Below are 22,919 nucleotides of genomic sequence, written 5' to 3'. Positions count from 1 at the left end.
TTGTTCTGATGAACCTGCTGCAGGCCACCGGACTCGATCGCTTCAACCCCGCCCAGGGTGGGGTCCGCGGCATGCGGATCGTCGCCTCGGGGCTGCTTGTCATCATGGCCGGGCTGTATCTGTTCGCGCGCCGCCACGAGGGGGCCGATGCCGCGGCGGGCTGGGGCTATCTGCGCGCCTTCGCCGAAGCGGCAATGGTCGGCGGCCTGGCCGACTGGTTCGCAGTGACGGCGTTGTTCCGCCACCCACTCGGCCTGCCCATCCCGCACACCGCGATCATTCCGCGTAACAAGGATCGCATCGGCACCAGTCTCGCCGCCTTCCTGCGCGTCAATTTCCTCACCGCATCGGTCGTCGCGCGGCGGATGGGCAGGGTCGACGTCGCTGGCGCGATCGGCCGGCTGCTCGCCAATCCGCCGCAGGGCGGCCGCACCCGCGAAGGGATTGGCCGCGCGCTCGCGACGATCCTCGAATCGCTGGGTGACGACAAGCTCGGCGCGACGATCAAGGGCGCGCTCGCGAACCGTCTGCGCGGGTTCGACATCGCCCCCCTGCTCGGCCGCACGCTCGACGCCGCGATCATCGAGAACCGCCATGCCGAGATGCTCGACGGCATCATCGGCTGGGCGAGCCGGATATTGCTGCACAATGAGGGCATGATCCACGACATGGTGCAGGCGCGCACGGGCAAATTCATGCGCTGGACCGGCCTCGACGAGAAACTGTCGACCGCGATTGTCGAAGGTCTGCACAAATTGCTCGACGACATGTCGACCGACCCGCAGCATCCGCTGCGTCTCAAGGCCCAGGAAGGGCTCGAACAACTCGCCGACAAGCTGCAGCATGACCGCGAAACTCAGGCCAAGGTCGCGGAGCTCAAGGCCGACCTGCTCGAGAGCCCGGCAGTCGCCGCCTGGCTCGATAGGCTGTGGCAAAGCGCGCGGCTGCGGCTGATCGAGGCTGCGCGCGATCCCAACGCCGCTCTGGGCGGACAGGTCGGCGAGGCGCTGAAGCAACTCGGCGAAACACTGCAGAACGATGCGGGCCTTCGCCGGACGATCAACCGCTTCGCGCGGCGGATCACGGTCGGCCTCGTCGCCGATTATGGCGACGGCATCGTCACCCTGGTGTCCGACACGATCAAGAGCTGGGACGCCCACACCGTCACCTTGCAGCTCGAAAACGCGGTGGGCCGCGACCTGCAATATATCCGGGTCAACGGCACGCTGGTCGGCGGGCTGATCGGCATCGGCCTGCACGCGATCGCCCAGCTGATCTGAGCGCGAATCGGCGCGCGGAACGCAACGCTACTGGAAAAGGTTGGCGATACCGGCCGCGCCGAGCATCAGCCTGCCAGGGCAGACAGGCCAGCCGGATGGAGAGGAGCAATCTCCACATCCGGCCCCCCGATCCTCTCGCAGACCGGTACCGCCGCGTTAACCATAAGCAGCTTGGGGCAAAAGCCGCTGTAAACAATTGCAACTTTGCAGTTCGTGACCTTCGAAATTGGTCCAACATGGTTAAAGCACCATCCATATCGGACCGGATGGAAGGACGAATATGAAACGGGCATCCCAGCATGCTCTTGGCTTCGGCGACCATGGCAGGCATTGTCCGCGGCATGGCTCGACCCGAAACCCCGGCCAATCCGACGGCCGATAGCATGCGCATAGCCGTCCTCGACGATGAAGCCGCGGCGCTTGCCTTCGTCAGCCAGACGCTGATCGAAGCCGGGCATTATTGCTACGAGTTTCATAACGCGCGCTCGCTGTCGACGCGGCTGCGCCAGGACACGTTCGATCTCGTCATCCTCGACTGGAACATGCCCGACAAGAGCGGTCCGGAGATCATTGCTTGGATGCACGAGAATATGGACAAGCCCGTCCCCTCGCTGCTGCTCACCAACCGCAACAGCGACGAGGACATCGTCGCCGGGCTCGCCGCCGGAGCCGACGATTATGTCATCAAGCCGGTCCAGCCCGCGGTGCTGCTCGCGCGCATCGCTGCGATCCATCGCCGCACCGGCCCGCGCGAGGCGATCACCGCCAATGAAAGCTATGGTCCCTACACCTTGCATCCCGCGCGCCAGACGGTAACGGTCGAGGACGAAACGATCACCCTGACGGCGAAGGAATTCGAACTGGCCGCGACGCTGTTCCGCAACCTTCACCGTCCGCTGTCGCGCTCCTACCTGCTGGAAATGGTCTGGGGGCGGAACCCCGACCTGCCGACACGGACGCTCGACGCCCATATATCGCGAATCCGGGCAAAGCTCGGCCTGCGGCCCGAACGCGGCTTCCGCCTCATTCCGGTGTATAGCTACGGCTACCGGCTCGAGGCGCTGGAGCCCGACGCCGGCGAGGGCTGAGACTATGGCGCGCTTCCGGCCCTTCCTGTTCCTGATCGGCGCGTTGGCGCTGCTGTCTGCCGGGTCGGCTGCCTTGGCGCAATCGGTCGAGCGGAGTGTTCGCTATACCGTGCGCGCCGGTGACACGCTGATCGGGCTGAGCGCCAAATATCTGACGAACAAGGATGATTTTCGGACCGTCCAGCAGCTCAACCGCATCGCCGATCCATATCGCGTGCCGATCGGTTCGCAGCTCGTCATTCCGGAACGGCTGCTGCGTATCGAACCCGCTTATGGGGTGATATCCTCTTTCCGTGGTGACGTCGCGATCGACGGGAAGCAGGCCACGGTTGGCATGCGCGTCGCGCAGGGAAATCGTATCGAAACCAGCGCCAACGCCTTCGTCACCGTGGGCTTCAACGATGGCAGCGCGATCTCCCTGCCGTCGCAAAGTCGCATCCGCGTCGATCGGCTGCGGCGAATCTTGCTGACCGACAGCGTCGACCGCGCATTCCGCCTGCAGGAGGGCCGCGCTCGCTCCACCGTCACCCCGATCCGCAATCCCAACAGCAGTTTCCAGGTGACGACGCCGCTTTCGGTTTCGGCCGTGCGCGGCACCGATTTCAATGTCGGCTTCGATCCAAAGGCAAACCAGACCCAGACCGAGGTTATCGGCGGCACGGTCGGTGTTGCGCCCGATGAGGAGAAGGACGAGATCGGCGTGCCCAAGGGCTATGGCGTAATCGGCACGCCCGAGGGCATTCAGCCGCCGGTGAAACTGTTGCCGCCTCCCGTCCTGACCTCGCTCGCCAGAGGCGCGGGCGATACCATCATCATCACCGCGGATCCCGTCGAGGGCGCCAGAGGATATCGGACGCAGCTCGCCGCCGATATCACGTTCCGCGAAATCCTCGCGGAGAAACAGTCCGATAAACCGACCGTCGAATTCTCGGGGCTCGGCAATGTCAGCTTCTTCGTGCGGATGAGCGCCATTGCACCCTCGGGTCTGGAAGGAATTCCGGGAACCTTCTCCTCAGGCCGTAACACCACCACACCGCCGCCAGCGGATCAGGACCAGGCGCCGCGCGATACTGGCTCGAGCGTACAAACCAGCATGACCGGCAATGGCCGAAGCCAGCCCGCGCTCTTCGGTTCCAGCCAGACTCTACGCTGAATGGCTGGCGGTCGCGCTCGTCGCGACCTTGCTCGTCATCGCGCTGGTGCTCGGGCGGCTGACCGACCGGCTCGACCATATCGTCTATGACCGGGCGCTGACCGCATCGGAACGTCCGCCGCCCGAAGACATCGTGATCATCGCGATCGACAATCGCAGTCTCCAGGCGATCGGCCGCTGGCCCTGGCCGCGCCGCGTTCATGCCGCCGCGCTCGACCGGCTCGCAGAGGCGCACCCCCGGGCGGTGGGATATGACGTGCTGTTCGTAGAGCCCACTGCCGACGACGATATCCTCGCCGCCGCCGTCCGCCGCAGCCCGACTTATCTGCCTCAGGTGATCGACGTGCCCGGCCCGAACGGTGCCGCTTATTCCATCGCCCTGCCCTCTGGTCCGCTGGCCGGCGCCGCTGCGGGGATCGTGCAGGTCAATCTTCATTTCGACGGCGATCGCGTGATCCGCAAAGCCTATCTCGAAGAAGGCGGCGACGGCCGGGCCTGGCTCCAGCTCGGCGCGGCAATGGCGGGCTTGAAGGTCAACGGCGATTCGCATGCCACCCGGCGCGGACTATGGCAGGCCCGGCCGATCCTGATCCCCTATGGCGGCGCGGCTGGCCATGTCCGTACCTTCTCCTTCATCGACCTGATCGAAGGGCGCATCCCGCCTGAGCTGCTGAGGGGCCGCCACGTCCTGATCGGCGCGACCGCCGACGGCATGGGCGACAGCTATCCGACCCCGACATCGGGCATCACCAGCCAGATGGCGGGGGTCGAGATCCAGGCGAACATGCTCGACGCGCTGCTGCGTGGCGAGGCGATCACCCCGCTATCCCGGGATTGGGTACTGGCCGGCGCGCTCGTGCCCTTGTGGCTGCTGCTGGTCGGGTTCCTGCGCCTCAGCCCGCGCGGCGCGGCCAATCTCGCGCTGGCTCTTGTCTTCGGCATCCTGGCGCTCGTCTTCGGTCTGTTCCGTTTCGCCAATATCTGGCTGCCTCCCGCCGCCGCGCTGATCGGACTGCTGTTCGTCTATCCGCTGTGGGGATGGCGGCGGTTGCAGGCGATCAGCAGCTACATGACCGACGAGCTGCGACTTTTACAAAGCGAAGCCGACGCCTTCCCGCGCCAGCAACGCGCCGCCAGCCAGCGCGAGATCACGTTGCAGGCAACCCTGCTCGGTCAGGCGATCGACCGGTTGCGCGATCTCCGCCGTTTTCTCTCCGACGCGATCGGCCATTTGCCCGATGCGACCTATGTCACCGATCTCGATGGACGGATCGCGCTCACAAACGCCGAAGGGCGACGGCTGGCTGCGCGCCTGGACACACCCGTGACCGAGGGCGCTGACCTGCGCAACCTGATCACGCGCTTCCGCGCCACCGAGGGCGGCATCCTGTCGCCCTTTGCCGAAAAGGCTCCCGACCCGGGCGGTGCAGAAGCCGTTACCGAGGACGGCGGCAGCTTCGAGATTCGCTATGTCGCGCAGCGCGACGCGACCGACGCGCAGGTCGGCTGGATCATGCGCATCGTCGACATCAGTCCGCTGAAGCAGGCCGAGCGCCACCGCGAGGAGGCGCTGCAACTGCTCAGCCACGACATGCGTGCGCCGCAGTCGGCAATCCTGACCCTGCTGCGCGGCCCCGAGACGCTGGTGCCCAAGCCGATCTCCACCCGGATCGAGAATCTCGCCAACCGCACCCTCCAGCTCGCCGAGGACTTCGTCCAGCTCGCCCGCGCTGAGGCGAAGCCGATCGAGCCCGAGCCGATCGACCTCAACGATGTCGCGATCGACGCCGCCGACGCGCTTTGGGCGGAGGCTCGTGCGCGCGGTATCAAGGTGGACGTCGAGGGCATCGACGATCCGCACATGGTCGAGGGCGACCGCCAACTGCTGACCCGTGCGGTGATCAACCTCATCGGCAACGCGATCAAATATAGCGACAAGGGCGTCATACGCTGCACGCTGGCGGAGGCCAATGGCCAGATCCGCCTGACGATCGCCGATCAGGGCGTCGGCATGAGCCAGGAGCAGCGCGCGAAGCTGTTCGAACGGTTCCAGCAGGGCCCGCGCGAGGGGATCGGCCTCGGCCTTGCGTTCGTGCGGACCGTCGTGCTGCGCCATGGCGGCGCGATCGATTGTCAGAGCGCTCCCGGCAAGGGAACGACTTTCACGATCGATCTGCCCAGAAGCGACATCGATCCTTACGCCGAATATTAGGCGCGCCGCAGCCCGATATCGCCTGCCAGCGCCACGACAATCGACTGCCCGGTCAGCGGAAACAGCAGCCCAGCGCCCATGCGGCGTCCATTCGAGGTTCGGCGACAGACTGATCGCCACTGCCGAGCCGCAGTTCGGCCCAATATTGGTGGCGCGCATTCACCAGCAGGCGGTTGCTGCCATATTGCGCGTTATCGCGGAAACGGAAGTCGATATACAGATAGACCTGCCGCAACCGCGCCCAGTGCTAACTCCAGCCCCGCCTCGGTCCCCTGCTGCGAAGTGCGATCGGCGTTGAAGGTCGATGCAGGAATATTGCTCCCGGTGATGGCGGAGAATTGCAGAATCTCGCCCTTGATGCCGGCGCGGTAGGGCGGGAACGATCAGGCGCACCAAGTGCGCCGTCGCCAGCAGCATGGCGACGACAGCGTCGCTTCCCTGCCCGATCCGATGGCTATCCCGTTCATGCGCCGCGCCTTAGTCGCAGCCATGCTGCCTGTTGAGCCGATCTCCGCCGGTCAGCTGATATCGCTCGCGTCGTGCCGCTCGCGCACCTGCAGTTCCTCGGGACCGACGATACGGTTGACGCGGCGGCCGCGCTGCACCGCGGGCCGGTCTGCGATCTTTTTCTGCCATCGCAGGACATTGGTGTAGCTCGCCCCGTCGAGGAATTCGGCGGCGTTGTAACTGTTGTCGGCGATGACACCGCCATACCACGGCCAGACTGCGATGTCGGCGATCGTATATTCGTCGCCCGCCAGATATTCATGATCGGCGAGGCGGCGGTCTAGGACGTCGAGCTGGCGCTTAACCTCCATCGTGAAACGGTCGATGCAATATTCGATCTTCATCGGCGCATAGGCATAGAAATGACCGAAGCCGCCGCCGAGATAGGGGGCACTGCCCATCTGCCAGAATAGCCAAGACAGGCATTCGGCGCGCTTGGCATGATCGCGCGGCAGGAAGGCTCCGAATTTTTCGGCCAGATAGAGCAGGATCGATCCGGATTCGAACACGCGCGTCGGCTCGGCGGTGCTGCGATCCATCAAGGCGGGGATCTTGGAGTTGGGATTGACCGCGACGAAACCACTGCCGAACTGATCGCCTTCGCGGATATTGATCAACCAGGCGTCATATTCGGCGCCGCGATGGCCGAGCGCGAGCAACTCCTCAAGCATGACCGTGACCTTGACCCCGTTCGGTGTGGCCAGCGAATAGAGCTGCAACGGATGCTGGCCGACCGGCAATTCCTTGTCGTGCGTCGGCCCCGCGACCGGCCGGTTGATGTTGGCGAATTCGCCGCCATTGGCCTGATTCCACTGCCAGACCTTGGGGACCTCATAATCGGCAGGAAAGTTCATGAGTCGCGCTCCGTTCAGATCAAGCGGAGATCGCACAGCTTGCTCGCGTACGGAAGGGGCCGGACGGCGTTCGCATTTGAGGAATCAACGCTGGCGATTAGGCATGCGATCACCGCGCTTCATCCGGTTCAGGCAGTGGCCCAGCCATCAACGTCACAGATTGCCGACCGGCGATGCCCATGGTGTGGTATCATCCAGATAAAGATATGCGGCGTCGAACTGGCCGAGCCGGCGCAACCGCGCGGGATCGTGGATCTCGACCTGCGAAGAGCGAAGGGTAACGATATTCTCTTCGCGCAGGGTCCGTAGCACGCGATTGGTATGAACGCTCGTCAGACCGCATATCTCCGCGAGGTCAGCCTGTGTCAGGCCCAGCGCGAACCGGCGGCCATCGCTCAGCCCCACCGCCTCCAGCCGGGCGCTCATCTCGCACAGAAAGTGCGCGATACGCCCGCCGGCATCGAGCCGCCCCAGCCGGAACAGCCAGGCACGGTGGACCGCGGCGTCGATCATCGTCGAATACCAGAGCTTGCGCGCCATGGCCGGATATTGCTCGACGATCCTGTCGAGCGCGCCGTGCGGAACGATCGCGACCGTCGTCGTGGTGAGCGCCGCCACGTCATGATCCAGCCGCCGCAGCGGATAGCCGTGAAGATCGACGAAATCGCCTGGAACATGCACCGCGACGAGCTGGCGGAAACCATTGCGGTCGTCGATGTAGCGGCACATGAAACCATCGACGAGAAGCGTGCTCTGGGACAAGGTCTCGCCCGCCTCGACGATCACCTTGCGTGGCGGAAGCTCGACGACCTTGGCCACACCGTCTTCCAGCACCGCGCGTTCCGCATCGGTCAGCGTTTCTTTCCGCCGGCGCAGATATTTATCGGTGAACATCGTTTCGCTCCAGACCGTTTCGGTCGACGAACGCAACGCTTCGTTGCGCCCGGCGCTCCATTGGCGCGGAACTTTTGCGCCATACGGTTCGTCGCTCACGCCAGCGTCGCCAGTTCGGCGGGCCGGACCTCCTGAACGAGCTGATCCATCCTGCACTGTGCCGGCTCCTTGTCAGGCCGCCATCGCAGGATGCGCGTGCCATGCCGGAAGCGCGCGCCGGTCACCTGATCGTAGACCACCTCGACCACCAGTTCGGGTTCCAGCGGCTCCCAAGACGATTTTCGGCCATCGTTCCAACGGCTAGGTCCGCCCGGAGCTTTGCCGCTGAACCCGCTCCCGCCAAGATGGGGCTTCACCCGGTCTTCCAGAGCAGCGCGTTCGGCATCCTTAATCGTCGAACTGAACCGGACATGGTTGAGCTTGCCCGCCGCGTCATAGAGTCCGAGCAACAGCGACACGATGCCGCCATGCTCGGCGGACCGCCGCAGGCCGGCGACGACGCAATCGGCCGACCGGCGGACCTTCACCTTCAGCATCGCCCGCTCGCCGGAGCGATAGGCTTCGTCGATCCGCTTCGCCATGACGCCATCCAGGGCCCCGCCGCTGCCGGCGAGCCAGGCCTCACCGACCGCGCGATCATCGCTGATCGGCGAGAGCAGCAGCGAAGCGCCGCCAGCCGTCCTGTGGAAATGTTCCAGCGCGGCGCGGCGATCGGCCAGCGGCGCGTCCGACAGCCTTTTGCCTTCCAGGCTAAGACAATCGAACAGCATCAGCTGGACTGGAGTTGCCACGGACAGCTTGGCGATGCGGCTTGCCGCCGGGTGAAGGCGCTGCTGAAGCGCGTCGAACGAGAGCACCCCGCCGACCGGCAGAATGATCTCTCCGTCGACCGTGTAACGCTCGACCGGGGAAGCGCGCAGCACGGCGACCAGCTCGGGAAAATAGCGGGCCAGCGTCTTGCCTGATTTCGACAGGATCTCGACTGACGCACCGTCGCGATAGACGATCGCGCGAAAGCCGTCCCATTTCGGCTCGAACCACCATCCCGCCTCGCCGAGTAATTCCGAAACGAGTTTCGCCTCCATCGGGGCAATCGGCGCGGGCGGAAACGGCTTTGCGGTCATCGGGTCCTAGGCGGCAGTACGCGCCAGCGGCATAGTCAGGCAGTGGACACCGCCGCCGCACCGCGTGAACTGATCGAGCTCGAGCGCTTCCACGGTATAATTGCGCGCGTTCAGGAGGGCGTTCACCCGGTGGTTACTGGCTGCCGTGAGCACCCTGCGATCACCGAGCGCCAATATATTGCAGCCGAGCGCCCGCGCTTCCTTGTAGCTGACCGGAATCGTTTCGATCCCGTGCCGGCCGAGCAGCGCGAGGAAATCGTCGGACAGGACATCGCTGCACACCAGGGCGAGACCGTCGCCTACCATCGCGAACTGCGTATCGAGATGGAGGAAATGCGGATCGAATCGATAGATGATCACGTCCCATCCCTGCCCGCGGAAAATCTCCGCGACGCTGTCCGCACCCTGCTCGTCGGTCCGCTCGCCCGAACAGCCGATGATCACCAGCCCGTCGCGAACGATGGCGATATCGCCCCCTTCTGCCGATCCGCGGCGCACCCGCGCTGCCAGCGGTGCGCCGATCACCCGTAACGCCTTCAGCGCAATTTCGGCTTCCGACTGCCGATGCACAGCCGCGGGTTTCAGCGCGAGGAGGCCCCAGGGCGTCGTCAGCAGCGCGTCACGGGTGAAGCACATGTCGGGCATCGCGGGATCGGGCGCTACGAAATGGCATTGTACGCCCTGCCGCTCCAGCGCCGCCTGCAACGCCGCGTGTTGGGCAAGCGCCGCCGGAATTGACGTGGCAAAGCCGTCCCGCAGCGATTCCCGCGTCACGGAGCAGCACGGCACCGGTTCGAGGAAGGACGGGCGGCACAGCAATACGTCCGTCAGCCGGTCGGTCTCGCTCTTCACGCTGCATCTATGGAGACGCGGCGCGGCTGGCACCCGCCGCTCGCCAGCCGGAAAAAAATCGAGCTTCATCAATCACCTTCGTTCGATCTGAAAGAATAACCTCGACCGCATGGTGGGGTTCCGAAACCAGCGCGAACCTTGATCTGCATCAGCAAATTTACCGCATCGGGCGATCGGAACGTCGGCAGCGGCCGTTGATTATCACTGTGGAAGGAGAGTGAGCGATGTCCGATACCCCCGACAGCCTCGACAAATCCCTTGACCGCGGGCTCGACCCCGATGGGGCACAGACCGAGGATATGCCCCGGCGCGGCCCGGCCGGTGATGTCCGACCCAATGATCAAGACCCGGATCCCCGCACGCGCGGCGGCCAGCCGCAAGAGGCGGTCGAGGATCGCCCGGTGGTCGGTACGGTCACGCCCGAGGATTATCCCGAAGATGTTCGAATAGACAGCCGCCCGGACGGCTAAGCTCTTCAAAATACGATGACACTCCCTACATCAGGGTCATCGTCAACGGAAAGAAAGGAGGTGGTCGAATGTCTCATTGTCTCATGCCGTCCGCGGCAGGTCTGACGGGTTCGACCGGTTCCACAGGAGCCGCGGCCTGACGGCCGAGGCCTGGGCGCCGTTGCAGGTGCCCCGGGCCTCTGCCACCGCACCGCGGAAGGCAGACAATGGAAGGGCCGCGCCTTCGGGAGCGGCCCTTCGCTTTTCAACGCTCGCCGCATAAATATCCAACACTCGCCTTGACCGCCCGCAGCCGCTGCCCTAATCGGCCCCGCAGCGCTACACGGCCCCATCGTCTAGCGGTCTAGGACGTCGCCCTTTCACGGCGAAAACACGGGTTCGAGTCCCGTTGGGGTCACCACCGCCGCCGCCGGCGCCCCGGGCCGGTGCAGCGCACTTCCACGTCGCTTTTTTCTGCGGACTTCCGGAACAAGCAGCGCTTTTCCGCGTCTTTCGGCTTCTCTTCCCTGATGATGTGGAAAAGCCGATGGCTTCTGCTCCCCCGCTGACCGCAGCCGATTTCGAGAATCCGGCGATCCTGCTGTCGGGACCGGTCGATTACGACATGTATCGCGACTTTCGCGCCAAGCTCGAAACCGCGCTTGCCGAGACGCCCGAAGACGGCCGCATCCATGTCGAGCTCTCCACCTTGGGCGGAGACCCGGAAGTCGCGCGAATGATGGGCGAGGACATCCGCTTCCACAGCGACCTCGTTCCTGGCCGCCGCTTCGTCTTCCTCGGCAAGGCGGCGATCTATTCGGCGGGCACGACCTTCATGAGCTTCTTCGCGATCGAAAATCGCTATCTGACGCGCGGCACCCGGCTGATGATCCACGAGCGCAAGATGTCGAAGAATCTTCGCGTCGAAGGGCCGCTGACATCGTGCATCGCCGGCGTGAAGGCCCTGCTGCATGAGATAGAAAGCTCGATCGACATCCAGAACGAAGGGTTCGAGAACCTTGTGCGGGGCAGCAAGGTGACGATGGCGCAGGTGTTGGAGAAGGCCCCGGCAAACTGGTATATCGAGGCCAATGAGGCGGTCGATCTCGGCCTCGTCACCGCGATCATCTAACCGCGCTCAATCCGCCCAGGCGGCGTCCTCGATATGGAGTTCGGCGGCGGGGCGGCTGCCCCAGTCGTCGATCTTCGGGCGACCAGCGATCCACAATGTCCGGTCTCGGCCTGCGCCGAGCAGCGCCTGGCCGAGAGGCGTATCGGCGGCGCGGAAGGCGATCGACTTTATCGATCGGCCATCGCGGCCCGAGACAATCGTGCGGACATGCCCCTGCCCCACCACATCGGCCTTGACGATCCGCACCGCACCCGCCGCGATCCGCGGCGCCGGCCAGCCCGCGCCATAAGGCCCGCCGACCTCGAGCGCCTCGACCAGCGACGGTGTCACTCCGCCCGGCGCGACGACCGCGTCGAGCAGCAGCGCCCGGTCGTCGCGCGCCGCCGCAACATCATTGGCCAGACGGCTGTCGAGATAATCCGCCAATGCGTCGACACCACCGGGACCGACCGTCAGGCCCGCCGCCATCGCATGCCCGCCGCCCGCGACGAGCAGACCCATATCCTTGGCGGAAAGCACTGCCGCGCCAAGATCGACCCCGCCGATCGAACGGCCCGAGCCCTTGCCGATCCCATCCTTGTCGAGCGCGATGACGATCGCCGGACGGCCGAGCTTCTCCTTCAGCCGGCCCGCGACGATCCCGATCACGCCGGGGTGCCAGCCGCCCCCTGCGACGACCGCGACCGCGCGGTTGTCCTGGCTCAGCGCGGCGGCCTCCGCCTCGTCCTGGACATTCTTCTCGATCGCGCGGCGTTCCTCGTTGAGCCGGTCGAGTTCAGCCGCGATGATGCGCGCTTCGTCACGGTCCTCGGTGGTCAGCAGCCGCACGCCGAGGTCGGACTTGCCGACCCGCCCACCGGCGTTGATGCGGGGGCCAAGCGCGAAGCCGAGATCGGTGCAGGTCGGCGCGCGATCGAGCCGCGATGCCTCGATCAGCGCGGCGAGGCCGACGTTACGGCGGCCCGCCATGATCTTGAGCCCCTGCGCGACGAAGGCGCGGTTGAGCCCGCGCAGCGCGGCAACGTCGGCGACCGTACCCAGCGCGACGATATCGAGCAATTCCATCAGCTTCGGCTCGGGCCGGGTGGCGAACCAGCCCCGGCCGCGCAGAACCCGCAACAAGGCGGCCCCCAGCAGGAAGGCGACGCCGACCGCGGCGAGATGGCCGTGCGCCGCGCCTTCGCCTTCGTCGAGCCGGTTCGGATTTACCAGGGCAAAAGCGCTCGGCAGGTCGGCCGCGCATTTATGGTGATCGACGACGATCACCTCGATCCCGGCACTGCGCGCCAGCGCCAGCGCTTCGAACGCCTGCGCGCCGCAATCGACGGTGACGATCAGCTTCGTGCCGCTCTCGCCGATCTTGAGCAGCGCTTCGCCCGAGGGGCCATAGCCCTCCATCAGGCGGTCGGGGATATAGGCAGCGGGGCGCAGGCCGAGGTCGCGCAGCAGCCGGATCAACAAGGCCGCCGAGGTCGCCCCGTCGACGTCATAGTCACCGAAAATCGTGACCGGCTCGCCCTGCTCGACCGCATCGGCCAACCGCACCGCAGCGGCGTCCATGTCGCGGAAGATCGACGGATCGGGCATGAAGTTGCGGATCGTCGGGCTGCGATGCTCCTCGATCGCCTCACGCGGGCAACCCCGCGCGAGCAGCAATTGCGCGACGAGATCGTCAGGCACGAAATCCGCATCGATCCCGTCGACCGCCCCGCCCCGCCAATGCCAAGGCTGGCCGAGGATTGAGCGGGTGATATTCAGGACGGGGGAGCGCATGACAACGCTCTACAGATTTACATCGTCATGCTGAACTTGTTTCAGCATCCACCCACAAACGGGAGCAGCACTCGGGGAAGCTTTCACCCCGCCTTGTGGTGCTCGCCCTTCACCCAGCGGACGGTGCCGCTCGAGGCGCGCATCACCACGCTCTCGGTCGTCATGCACCCGCCCTTGCGGCGCTTGACGCCTTCGAGCAGCGAGCCATCGGTAACGCCGGTCGCGGCAAAGATCGCGTCGCCCTTCACAAGGTCGTCGAGGTGATAGATGCGGTCGAGATCGGTGACGCCCCATTTGCGGGCGCGCGCCTTCTCGTCATCGTTGCGGAACAGCAGGCGGCCCTGGAACTGGCCGCCGACGCACTTCAGCGCCGCTGCCGCCAAAACGCCCTCAGGTGCGCCGCCCGACCCCATATAGACATCGATCGTCGTGTCGGGATTGGTCACCGCGATCACGCCCGCGACATCGCCGTCCGGGATCAGGACAATGCCGCAGCCCAGGCCGCGCAGCTCGGCGATCAGTTTCTCGTGGCGGGGCCGATCGAGCACGCAGGCGATGATCTCGTTGGGCTTCACGCCCTTCGCCTTGGCGAGCGCGGTGACATTCTCGGTGGGGCTGCGGTCGAGACTGACGAGACCGGCCTCATAGCCCGGGCCGATCGCCAGCTTGTCCATATAGACGTCGGGCGCATTGAGCAGGCCGCCCTCTTCGGCGATCGCCAGCACGGCGAGCGCGTTCGGTCCGGCCTTGGCGGTGATCGTCGTGCCTTCGAGCGGATCGAGCGCGATGTCGATCTTCGGGCCGGTGCCCTGGCCGCAGCCGACCTTTTCGCCGATGTAGAGCATGGGAGCTTCATCGCGCTCGCCCTCGCCGATCACGACGGTGCCGTCGAACTCGAGCTCGTTGAAGGCCGCACGCATCGCCTCGACCGCCGCATGATCGGCAGCCTTCTCGTCGCCGCGCCCCACCAGCTTCGACGCGGCTATCGCCGCAGCCTCGGTGACGCGCACCATTTCCAGCACGAGAACCCGGTCGAGCGCCTTGCTTGCCTTCACCATGCGGTACGCCTCTTAGTCAATTTGATTGGGGGTAAAGCGATTAAGCGAGCGTCATGACAATGTCGAGAACGCCCAGGCCTTAATCGTCCAGGATGTGCATCAACATCGGCTTGCCGGTCAGACTCTGCGATCCGTCGAGTCTTTCGAGAGCCTCGGCGACCGCGCGCTCCGGGCAGACATGGGTGACGATCGTGATCAGGACATGGTCCTCGTCGGTCACGCCGCGCTGGATGAGGCTTTCGATCGAGACCCCGGCATCGCGCATCGCGGCGGTGATCTCGGCGAGCACACCAGGGCGGTCGGCGACAGAGAAGCGCAGATAGGACCGCCCGCGCCGATCGCTCGCGGGTGCGACGGAGGGCTTCGCGAGGGCGGCCACCGGCATGGCGAAGGCCGGGCCGGTTTCGCCGCGCGCGATATCGATCAGATCGGCTACAACGGCGGAGGCGGTCGGCCCCTCGCCCGCGCCGCGTCCCTGGAAGAACAGCTGTCCGACGAAATTGCCATTCGCCACCACCGCGTTGAGCGAGCCCGAGACATGGGCGAGCGGGTGGCTTAGCGGCACCAGGCAAGGTTGGACGCGCTGGAACAATCCCTTGGCATTGGCTTCGCCCTGGCCAACCAGCCGAACACGGAAGCCCAGCGCCGCCGCCTCGGCGATATCGGCGGCGATGATGTGGCGGATGCCGGTGATCTGGACCGAATCGAAATCGACCGCGGTGCCGAAAGCTAGGCTCGCCAGGATCGACAGCTTGTGGGCGGCATCGATGCCGTCGATGTCGAAACTGGGATCGGCTTCGGCATAGCCGAGCCGCTGCGCCTCGCCGAGCACATCGGCGAAGTCGCTGCCCTTCTCCTCCATTTCGGTGAGGATATAGTTGCAGGTGCCGTTAAGGATACCGAACACCTGCGAGATGACATTGGCGGCAGCGCCCTCACGCAACCCCTTGATCACCGGGATGCCGCCAGCCACCGCCGCTTCATATTTGAGCGCCACGCCGCGCTGCTCGGCGAGGCCGGCAAGTTCGAGACCGTGATGCGCGATCATCGCCTTGTTGGCGGTGACGAAGGGCTTGCCGGCGGCCAGCGTCTCGCGCGCCAGCGTCAGCGCCGGTCCGTCCGCGCCGCCGACCAGTTCTACCACGACGTCGACGTCACACGCGGCGGCGAGCGTCGTCGCATCGTCGACCCAGGCGAAGCGGCCGAGGTCGACGCCGCGGTCGCGCGACCGGTCACGCGCCGAGACGGCGACGATCTTGATGGGGCGGCCCGCGCGGCGTTCGATCAGCGCGCTGTTCTCGTCGATCAGCTTGATGACGCCCGCGCCGACGGTTCCCAAACCCGCCAATGCCACCTTCAACGGCTCAGCCATGTATATCCCTTTCGAGTCACGGCGAGCCTGTTACGGACAGCGGCCCTCATCCGCAACGCCGCTGAGCAATTCGCACTCGTTTCGTTATCAGAATATCGTTTTTTCAAACACTTGGCCGTTATGATAGGAACGAGCGCGCGCTGTGATCCGTTCTGTGATCGTCCCCTCCCGGGATATTCACAGGAGAAGATGCCATGGACGAGAATCGTCAGGGCGGCAGCGACCGCAACGAAATGGACCAGGATTCCTATCGCCAGCAGGATCAGCAGCGCGAAGGCCAGATGGAACGTCAGCGCCAGAACCAGCAGGGTCAGCAAGGCCAGCCGGGACAAGGTGGTCAGGGTTCGCAAGGCAATCAGGCCCGTCAGGGTGAGTCCGGCGGTGCAGATTGGCAGGATCAGGAGCAGCAGCGCTCCGGCTCCATGGACCGCCAGCAAAATCAGCAGGGCGGTCAGCAGGGTCAGCAGAACGAGCGTGATCGCGGCCAGCAGGGCAGCCAGTCCGGCGGCTATGGCAACAACGGCGAGTGATCGTCTGAGCGCCTGATACACGGCTTTTGGAGCCGACTGGGAGAAGGGGGCCGATTTCGGCCCCCTTCGTTGTTCATGCGAGCAGTGTGCGCTCCAGCGTCACTTCCGCATTGAGCAGTTTCGATATCGGGCAGTTTGCCTTGGCGTCGTCGGCAATCCTGCCAAACTCTTCCTCGCTGATACCGGGCACATTAGCTTGCAGCGTCAACGCTGATTTGGAGACCTTGAACCCCTCTCCATCCTTGTCGAGCGAGACCTTTGCGGTGGTATCGAGTTCGCCGTCCGAATAACCGGCCTTTGCCAGACCGAAACTGAGCGCCATTGTGAAACAGGAGGCGTGCGCCGCCGCGATCAGTTCCTCGGGGTTGGTGCCCTTGCCGTCCTCAAACCGCGTGTTGAAGCCATATTGCTGTCGGTCGAGCACGCCGGACTGAGTCGACACATGCCCCTTTCCATCCTTACCCAGGCCCGAATAATGGGCCGATCCGCTCCGAACGATCATATCTGGTCTCCTCATGCCGTCACCACGTGACGATCCGCACAACGCGCTACGCAACCAGAGGGTAGCAACTGGCGTAATTGCGAATATCCGATAATGGCGGAGACATGATGACAAAACTGACGCTGGCCGGTGTGGCGTTGCTGATCTGCGGTGCGCTGGTTGCCGCCGCCTGTTCCCCGGTACGGGCGTTCGACACGGTGATGCCCAAGGATTCGCAGAGCCGGAAGGTCGCATCGGACATCGCCTATGGCGACGGCCCCCGCCGCAAGCTCGACATCTACGCGCCGGTGAACGCCGGGCGGAAGACATTGCCGGTGATCGTCTTCATCTATGGCGGTTCCTGGGCGAACGGAACCCGAGAAGGCTATCATTTCGCGGCACGCGCGCTGGCGGCACAGGGTTTCGTAACCATCGTACCCGATTACCGGCTGGTGCCCGAGGTCCACTTCCCCGGTTTCGTCCAGGATTGCGCCGAAGCGGTGCGCTGGACCCGCGCGCACGCCCGACAATATGGCGCCGATCCAGATCGGATCGTTCTCGTCGGCCATTCGGCGGGCGCCTATAACGCTGCGATGCTGGCGCTCGACCCGCAATTTCTCGGCCCCGATCGCGCCGCGATCAAGGGCTTCGCGGGGCTCGCCGGGCCCTATGATTTCCTGCCGTTCAACGGCGATGTCGTGAAGAATACCTTCGGCCAGTGGCCACGGCCGGAGGAGACCCAGCCGATTCATTATGCCGCCGCCTCCGCACCGCCGATGCTGTTGCTCCATGGGCAGGATGACGACACCGTCTGGCCGAAGAATTCGATTAACCTCGATCGCAAGCTCCGCTTGCTCGGCGCATCCTCTGAACTCAAAGTCTATCCCGATCTCGGCCATGTCGGCATCGTCACCGCGCTGGCAAAGCCGTTTCGCGGTAACGCCCCCGTCTTGGACGACGTCACCCGCTTCGCGCGACGTGTGACCGGAAGCTAGATCATGTTATTCTGAGTATTTTCCGTGCCTTATTGCGGGTGGCTTCGATTTTCTCGAAAGGCACTGCGAAGTAGTTCGTGGTGCGGCGCGGATAAAGATGGCTGTCCAGAAAGCCCTCCAGCGACAGCGGCGGCGCGTCATGCGCCAGGCGGTTGGGCACGAACAGGGCATAGTCCCGCGCGTGGAGAAAATCCCACATCCCCGCCTTGCCATGGCCCAGAACCTCTTCCGGGCCGCTTTCGAACAGGATCACCGGACGGCGCGTGGCCAACACCGCCTCCGCACCGCGCAGCACCCCCAGTTCGCCGCCTTCGACGTCGATCTTCACGATGTCCGCGCGGCCATCGCCGATCAGGGCGTCGAGCGTGCGAACCGGCACCTCGATCTCGCGCACCCGCCCTTCACCGCGCGCGAGCGAACTATAGCCCGGCCGGTCCGGGTCGACGAAGAAGCTCGCCGTCCCCTCCCGCTCGGCGAGCGCGCAGCTTTCGACGCGGGCATAGGGAAATTTGGCGCGCAGCCGGTCCGCCTTTTCGGGAATCGGCTCCACCGCGACGATGGCCGCGCCGGGCGCATGGCGACGCGCCTCCGCGATCACCGACCCGATATGCGCGCCGACATCGACGAAGCTCTCCCCGCGCTCGGCGAGCCGGGTGACGAGCCGCGCGGCCAGCTGATCATTGGCGACGGTTCCTGCCGCCTCGCGGCTCGCCGTCAGCATCGCGTAGGCGTCGCGAATCCGCAGCGCGATCGTTCCCGCCACGGAGCCCACCAACCACTGTCTGATCACCGCGCTTCCCCCTTCAGCATGGGATCGAACAGGCCGCGCAGACGGTAGGAGCCGTCGACGGTGACATGATCATGATCGAACAGCAACGGATGGCCATCCTGCACCGCCGAGCAGCGCGCCGGACCGCAGAAACGGCCATGGGAGGGAAGGATGATGGCGTCGCCATTCGCCGCCAGCTTCGCCAGCGTCCGCTGCGCCGCCGCCTGACGACGCTCGACCGCAGGCCGATCAGCCAGCCCGATCGCGCCGATCGCAGCATCGGTCGCCTCACCACGCAGGATCACCCGCACCGCCAGACGATAGGCCGAGAAATCGGCGAATTCGGGCAATTGTTCGAGAATGAACACCCGCCTCCCCTGTCCGCGCAACATCTCCACCGAGCGCGTCAGCCCAAACTCGAACAGCTCCGCCGGCGGCCCATCGCGGCGGTCGGCCCATGTCAGCCGGACCGCATTGTCGCTATCGCTTCCGATGCCATGCCCGGTGGCATAGAAGGCCCAGCGCCCGATCAGCACGACGTCGCGCAGCGCATGGTCCTGCCCCAGCGCGAGCATCAGCCGGACATTGTTGGTGAAGCAGGCGTCGTCCTCCACGCGCGACTGGGCGCTAGCCACCTTGCGTACGCCGATCAAGGGCGGACAACCGGCCTCGGTCACCAGCAGCCCGCTTCGCCCCGCCTCGCGGGCGGCAAGGTCGATTCCGTCGCGGAACGCGCGAGCGTGCGAATCCCCCCAGATCAGGAAATCGGGCTTCGCCGCCGGATCGCCGAGACGGCAATAGGCCACCCCCGCCAACCTTTGATTATCCTGTCCGAAGCACTCGCCCCGCCGTTGCCAGAAGTCCGACGCGGCGTTCGCCAGCACCTGTTGCTCCCTGCCATAGCGTTGGGGAAAGCCGTGCGAGAGCCGCAGGCCCGCCCCCGCCACGACGAAGATCAGGCAGAGAACCAAGGCCCATGCGACGGTTCGGGCATCGGAGGACCGCCGCTTGCGGAATGGCCGCTCGACGAAATGATAGGAAAGTAGCGCGGCCATGAGCGTCATGGCCAATCCCGCCAGCCGCCAGCTGCCAGGCAGGTCGCCCGCGGCATAATAGGTCAGGAAGACGATGATCGGCCAATGCCAGAGATAGAGCGAATAGGAGATCAGCCCGACGCCGGTGAAAGGCTGGCGTGAGAGAATATCGCCGATCAGCGAGTGGCCCGCGCTCCCGGCCCCGATGATCAGCGCCGCGCCCAGCACCGGCGGGATGGCATGCAGACCGGGGAAAGCCGTCTTCGATCCAAAGAGGAACATGGGTGCGATGATCAGCGACAGACCCACCGCCGTCATGGCCTCGCGCAGCCACCGCCGCGTCAGCAGTCGGTAAGGCGCTTCGACCACCCCGATCACGACCCCTACGAACAATTCCCATGCGCGCAGCGGAAACAGATAGAAGGCCGCGACCGGGCTGGTCCGAAGCACAGCCTCCGCCGCCACGAGCGAAAGCAGCCCCAGCGCCGCGACTATGCCGATCATCAGCTTTCGTCCGCCGCCCAGCCGGGAAAGCAGCAGGATCAGCAAAGGGAAAGCGACGTAGAATTGCGCCTCCACCCCCAAAGACCATGTGTGGAGCAGCGGCTTGGTGAATGCCCAGCTGTCGAAATAGCCCGCCTCGCGCAGGAACTGCATGTTCGAGGCGTAGAGCGCGGCGGCGGCCAGGCTGCGCGCATAGGCGACCAGATGTTCGGGCAGCAGCAGGATCATCGCGGCGGGCGTGCAGACCGCGAACATCGCTACCTGCGCCGGATACAGGCGGCGCAGGCGCCGGACGAGGAAATCGCGCAGCGAGAAACGGCCTTCGGTCACGCCGGCGATCACCGACTTGCCGATGAGGAAACCCGAGATGACGTAGAAGATGTCGACGCCGACATAGCCACCGGCGAAGGTGCTTTCACCGAAATGGAACAGGATGATGCTGAGGACCGCAAGGGCGCGAAGCCCCTCTATGTCCTTGCGATATCGGATCATCCCCTGCTCCGTCATGGGCGGCCCGCCGCCCCCAGCCGGAATTGCACGGCATGTTGGCGATCGCAATCAATTCGTGCGAGACGGGGGCGGCATGGACAGGGTCGTTATCATCACCGGAGCGGGCGCAGGACTCGGCCGTGCGCTCGCCAGACTGGGCGTCGCTCACGGCGATCAGGTCGTCGCCATCGGGCGCGATAAGAGCGGCCTGATCGAGACCGGCGCGGGGCTCGACACCGGACGCTACAGTTATCGGGTTTGCGACGTCGCCGACACCGCCGCGCTCGACGACGCCATCGACCGTGCGGCTGCCGAATATGGCCGGATAGACGGACTGTTCGCCAATGCGGCAACCTATCCGCGTGTCGCCTTCCTCGACCAGCCGATCGCCGGGCTGCTCGACACGCTGGCGATCAACGTCGGCGGCGTCGCGGCGGTGTGCCGCGCGGTGCTGCCCTTCATGATGCGCGCCGGGCATGGCCGGATCATTACGGTGGGCAGCTATGCCGATCGCGAGCCGATCGCGCTGAGTTCGGCCTATGCGGCTTCGAAGGGTGCGCTCCACGCCCTGACCAGGGCGATCGCGGTGGAGACCGCAGCCACCTGCCCCGGCATCCTGGTCAACGAATGGATTCCCGGCGCGCTCAACACCGGCATGGGCGTGCCGGACGGCATCGATCCCGATGTCGCCGCACACTGGGGCATGGCGCTGCTCGATCTGCCAGCGGGCGGACCGAATGGGCGGCAGTTCCTGCGCAATCAGCTGGTGGAGCCGCCGCTCTCGCTGCGGCAGCGGATCAAGCGGAAGATCGGGCTGCGTTAACCCAGCTGCGCGTCGATCGTCCCGGCGACCCGCAGCGCGTTCGCCGCGATCGTCAGGCTGGGATTCACCCCGGCGCTGCTCGGCATGAACGAGGCGTCGACGACGAACAGATTGTCGAGGTCGTGCGCGCGGCAGTCGCGATCGAGCACGCTCGTCGCCGGATTGTCACCGAAGCGGCACGTCCCGCAGGGATGGCCGGTGTCGATCATGAAATCGGGCCGCAGGAAGAATTTCCGTAGGCCGCCGAGCCGTTCCCGCAACAGCTTCCGCGCCATCCGGCTCCGCTCGGCCAGTTCGGGATGAATATCATAATGGACGATGATCCTGCCGGGAGCGGCGGGGTCGACCGCGACGCGGTTGCCGGGATAGGGCAGGTCTTCCATGATCAGCGCGAAGATCGACGCCTTGCCGAACAGCTTCGCGGCAATCGCCGCCGGAATCCGCAGGAAGGGGCGAAGGAAGCGCAGCCGCGCCAGCGCGCCGCGATCGAACCAGTCGTACAGGAACATCAGGACGTTGCCGTAACCGGCCGTCAACCCGACCGACTGGAATGCCCCGAGACGCCCCCCACCCGCACGGTAGAAGTCGCGTAGCGCGATCGTCTTGCGAGGCCCGTCCATCCCCGCCTTGCGCGACGGCCAGAGCGCGACCCAGTCCGACGCGTGGAACATCAGGTGGCGGCCCACCAGCCCTGATCGGTTCGCCAGCCCCGCCGGATGGTCGGCATTGGCGGAGAGCAGCATGAGCCCCGGGCTGCGCAACGCGCCCGCCGCCAGCACGACGACGCGTCCATGTACGCGCCGCAGGACGCCGTTGCGGCGATAGGCGACCGCCGTCGCCGTCCTCCCGCTGCTATCGATAGCGGTCACCTCGCACTCCGCCCGCAATTCGGCATGGCCTGTCGCTAAGGCCGGCTGCAAGAAGCTGTTGGCGGCATCGCTCTTGCACGCCCGGTCGCAGACGACGCCCAGGCATTCCCGGCAGCCCGGCCGATAGCCAATGCCGACATGCAGCCGGTAGGGATGCAGCCCGGCGCGCGCGAAATCATCGATGAACACTTGGTCGACGGGTGCGCAGGGCGGCGGCGGCGGAAGCTCCGGAGCGCCGGGATCGCCCAGCGGATCGCGCGTCCCGAGAACGTTCAGCACATCTTCGGCCTCCGCATAGGAGCGCGCCATCTCGGCATAGGGGACCGGCCATCCGCCCGTGGAGTCGAAATCATCCGGCTCGAACCGCTCGAGCGCCGCCGCATAGAGCCGCGTTGATCCGCCCGCCGCGCAGCCGATCGCGGCATAGCTTTCGGTCGCCCGGCCATTGACGATCATGCGGACGGGATCGGGCCAGAGCCCCAGGCGAAGCCGTTCATCCGGATCGGTCACCTCGCCCGCCGGCTGCTCGCTCGCCGGCTGCAGCACGCCGCGTTCGAGGAACAGCACCCGCCGCCCGCGCCGGGCAAGCGCATAGCCCAGGGCCGCTCCGCCCATCCCCGTTCCGACGATCACGACATCCCACGGGCTGCCGTCGTCATCGATGTCCGCGGTCATCC

General features: G+C 65.5%; 21 protein-coding genes and 1 tRNA gene. 10 read left to right on the top strand and 12 right to left on the bottom strand.

What is annotated here, in order from left to right:
* The first annotated feature begins 8 nt into the window (after nt 1-8).
* The 4 genes from ASE00_RS02280 to ASE00_RS02265 all read left to right on the top strand — a co-directional run bounded on the left by ASE00_RS02280 (nt 9) and on the right by ASE00_RS02265 (nt 5,733).
* Nucleotides 9-1,280: a DUF445 domain-containing protein gene (locus tag ASE00_RS02280; protein WP_056377455.1), complete on the top strand. Its 1,272-nt coding sequence runs from the start codon at nt 9-11 to the stop codon at nt 1,278-1,280.
* A 383-nt stretch (nt 1,281-1,663) separates the two neighbouring features.
* A complete protein-coding gene (locus tag ASE00_RS02275) occupies nt 1,664-2,368 on the top strand; it encodes a response regulator transcription factor (protein ID WP_056379209.1) in 705 nt (234 codons plus the stop codon).
* A 4-nt stretch (nt 2,369-2,372) separates the two neighbouring features.
* Nucleotides 2,373-3,521, top strand: a complete 1,149-nt coding sequence (locus ASE00_RS02270) for a FecR domain-containing protein (RefSeq protein ID WP_056377453.1) — start codon at nt 2,373-2,375, stop codon at nt 3,519-3,521.
* Nucleotides 3,472-5,733 (top strand): CHASE2 domain-containing protein, encoded by a 2,262-nt coding sequence (locus tag ASE00_RS02265; RefSeq protein ID WP_056377451.1) that lies wholly within the window; start codon nt 3,472-3,474, stop codon nt 5,731-5,733. Before ASE00_RS02270 ends, ASE00_RS02265 begins: the two co-directional genes overlap by 50 nt.
* Nucleotides 5,734-5,785: 52 nt before the next feature.
* Here ASE00_RS02265 and ASE00_RS24405 read toward each other — a convergent pair whose 3' ends face one another.
* From ASE00_RS24405 to ASE00_RS02240, 5 genes are all read right to left on the bottom strand, one after another.
* Entirely contained in the window at nt 5,786-5,968 is a 183-nt protein-coding gene (locus tag ASE00_RS24405) for a hypothetical protein (RefSeq protein ID WP_056377449.1), read from the bottom strand.
* 283 nt (nt 5,969-6,251) lie between these two features.
* A complete protein-coding gene (gene yghU, locus ASE00_RS02255; protein ID WP_056377447.1) occupies nt 6,252-7,094 on the bottom strand; it encodes a glutathione-dependent disulfide-bond oxidoreductase in 843 nt (280 codons plus the stop codon).
* Between the two features lie 153 nt (nt 7,095-7,247).
* A complete protein-coding gene (locus ASE00_RS02250; RefSeq protein WP_056379207.1) occupies nt 7,248-7,988 on the bottom strand; it encodes a Crp/Fnr family transcriptional regulator in 741 nt (246 codons plus the stop codon).
* A 95-nt stretch (nt 7,989-8,083) separates the two neighbouring features.
* Complete coding sequence (locus tag ASE00_RS02245; protein ID WP_056377446.1) at nt 8,084-9,112, bottom strand: ATP-dependent DNA ligase; 1,029 nt, start codon at nt 9,110-9,112, stop codon at nt 8,084-8,086.
* Nucleotides 9,113-9,118: 6 nt separating this feature from the next.
* Nucleotides 9,119-9,964: a dimethylarginine dimethylaminohydrolase family protein gene (locus ASE00_RS02240; RefSeq protein WP_162256398.1), complete on the bottom strand. Its 846-nt coding sequence runs from the start codon at nt 9,962-9,964 to the stop codon at nt 9,119-9,121.
* Between the two features lie 224 nt (nt 9,965-10,188).
* Between ASE00_RS02240 and ASE00_RS22755 the strand changes: the two genes are divergently transcribed.
* The 3 genes from ASE00_RS22755 (at nt 10,189) to ASE00_RS02225 (ending at nt 11,545) form a co-directional block, all read left to right on the top strand.
* The gene (locus ASE00_RS22755; RefSeq protein ID WP_082594427.1) at nt 10,189-10,434 is read left to right on the top strand and encodes a hypothetical protein; all 246 of its coding nucleotides are present in this window, start codon (nt 10,189-10,191) and stop codon (nt 10,432-10,434) included.
* A gap of 324 nt (nt 10,435-10,758) precedes the next feature.
* Nucleotides 10,759-10,834: transfer RNA gene (locus tag ASE00_RS02230), tRNA-Glu, on the top strand.
* Nucleotides 10,835-10,960: 126 nt separating this feature from the next.
* On the top strand, nt 10,961-11,545 hold the full coding sequence (locus tag ASE00_RS02225; protein ID WP_056379205.1) for a ClpP family protease: 585 nt from the start codon (nt 10,961-10,963) through the stop codon (nt 11,543-11,545).
* 6 nt (nt 11,546-11,551) lie between these two features.
* On the opposite strand, the gene recJ is transcribed toward ASE00_RS02225, so the two are convergent.
* The 3 genes from recJ to ASE00_RS02210 all read right to left on the bottom strand — a co-directional run bounded on the left by recJ (nt 11,552) and on the right by ASE00_RS02210 (nt 15,748).
* Nucleotides 11,552-13,318, bottom strand: a complete 1,767-nt coding sequence (gene recJ / locus ASE00_RS02220; protein WP_056377440.1) for a single-stranded-DNA-specific exonuclease RecJ — start codon at nt 13,316-13,318, stop codon at nt 11,552-11,554.
* A gap of 83 nt (nt 13,319-13,401) precedes the next feature.
* Entirely contained in the window at nt 13,402-14,376 is a 975-nt protein-coding gene (glpX, locus tag ASE00_RS02215; protein ID WP_056377437.1) for a class II fructose-bisphosphatase, read from the bottom strand.
* Nucleotides 14,377-14,455: 79 nt separating this feature from the next.
* Nucleotides 14,456-15,748, bottom strand: a complete 1,293-nt coding sequence (locus ASE00_RS02210) for a homoserine dehydrogenase (RefSeq protein WP_056377435.1) — start codon at nt 15,746-15,748, stop codon at nt 14,456-14,458.
* A gap of 194 nt (nt 15,749-15,942) precedes the next feature.
* On the opposite strand from ASE00_RS02210, the gene ASE00_RS23270 reads away from it, so the two are divergent.
* On the top strand, nt 15,943-16,278 hold the full coding sequence (locus ASE00_RS23270) for a hypothetical protein (RefSeq protein ID WP_156405241.1): 336 nt from the start codon (nt 15,943-15,945) through the stop codon (nt 16,276-16,278).
* A 73-nt stretch (nt 16,279-16,351) separates the two neighbouring features.
* On the opposite strand, the gene ASE00_RS02200 is transcribed toward ASE00_RS23270, so the two are convergent.
* Nucleotides 16,352-16,780, bottom strand: a complete 429-nt coding sequence (locus ASE00_RS02200; protein WP_056377431.1) for an OsmC family protein — start codon at nt 16,778-16,780, stop codon at nt 16,352-16,354.
* 107 nt (nt 16,781-16,887) lie between these two features.
* Between ASE00_RS02200 and ASE00_RS02195 the strand changes: the two genes are divergently transcribed.
* Nucleotides 16,888-17,754: an alpha/beta hydrolase gene (locus tag ASE00_RS02195; protein ID WP_056379203.1), complete on the top strand. Its 867-nt coding sequence runs from the start codon at nt 16,888-16,890 to the stop codon at nt 17,752-17,754.
* Nucleotide 17,755: 1 nt separating this feature from the next.
* Here ASE00_RS02195 and ASE00_RS02190 read toward each other — a convergent pair whose 3' ends face one another.
* The gene (locus ASE00_RS02190) at nt 17,756-18,544 is read right to left on the bottom strand and encodes an FkbM family methyltransferase (protein WP_156405240.1); all 789 of its coding nucleotides are present in this window, start codon (nt 18,542-18,544) and stop codon (nt 17,756-17,758) included.
* Nucleotides 18,541-20,553 (bottom strand): acyltransferase family protein, encoded by a 2,013-nt coding sequence (locus ASE00_RS02185; protein ID WP_162256397.1) that lies wholly within the window; start codon nt 20,551-20,553, stop codon nt 18,541-18,543. Before ASE00_RS02185 ends, ASE00_RS02190 begins: the two co-directional genes overlap by 4 nt.
* Nucleotides 20,554-20,644: 91 nt before the next feature.
* Here ASE00_RS02185 and ASE00_RS02180 point away from each other — a divergent pair, with 91 nt between their 5' ends.
* Nucleotides 20,645-21,373 carry an SDR family NAD(P)-dependent oxidoreductase gene (locus ASE00_RS02180; protein ID WP_056377426.1) on the top strand — a complete coding sequence of 243 codons (729 nt, stop codon included), beginning with the start codon at nt 20,645-20,647 and terminating at the stop codon, nt 21,371-21,373.
* On the opposite strand, the gene ASE00_RS02175 is transcribed toward ASE00_RS02180, so the two are convergent.
* Nucleotides 21,370-22,917, bottom strand: coding sequence for an FAD-dependent oxidoreductase (locus tag ASE00_RS02175; RefSeq protein ID WP_056377424.1), 1,548 nt, complete (start codon nt 22,915-22,917; stop codon nt 21,370-21,372). The genes ASE00_RS02180 and ASE00_RS02175 overlap by 4 nt on opposite strands.
* Between the last annotated feature and the right edge of the window lie 2 nt (nt 22,918-22,919).

This window comes from Sphingomonas sp. Root710, from assembly GCF_001429065.1.
GTDB lineage: Bacteria > Pseudomonadota > Alphaproteobacteria > Sphingomonadales > Sphingomonadaceae > Rhizorhabdus.
The sequence above is the reverse complement of the archived record's forward strand: the minus strand, read 5'-3'. Positions and strand labels throughout refer to the sequence as shown.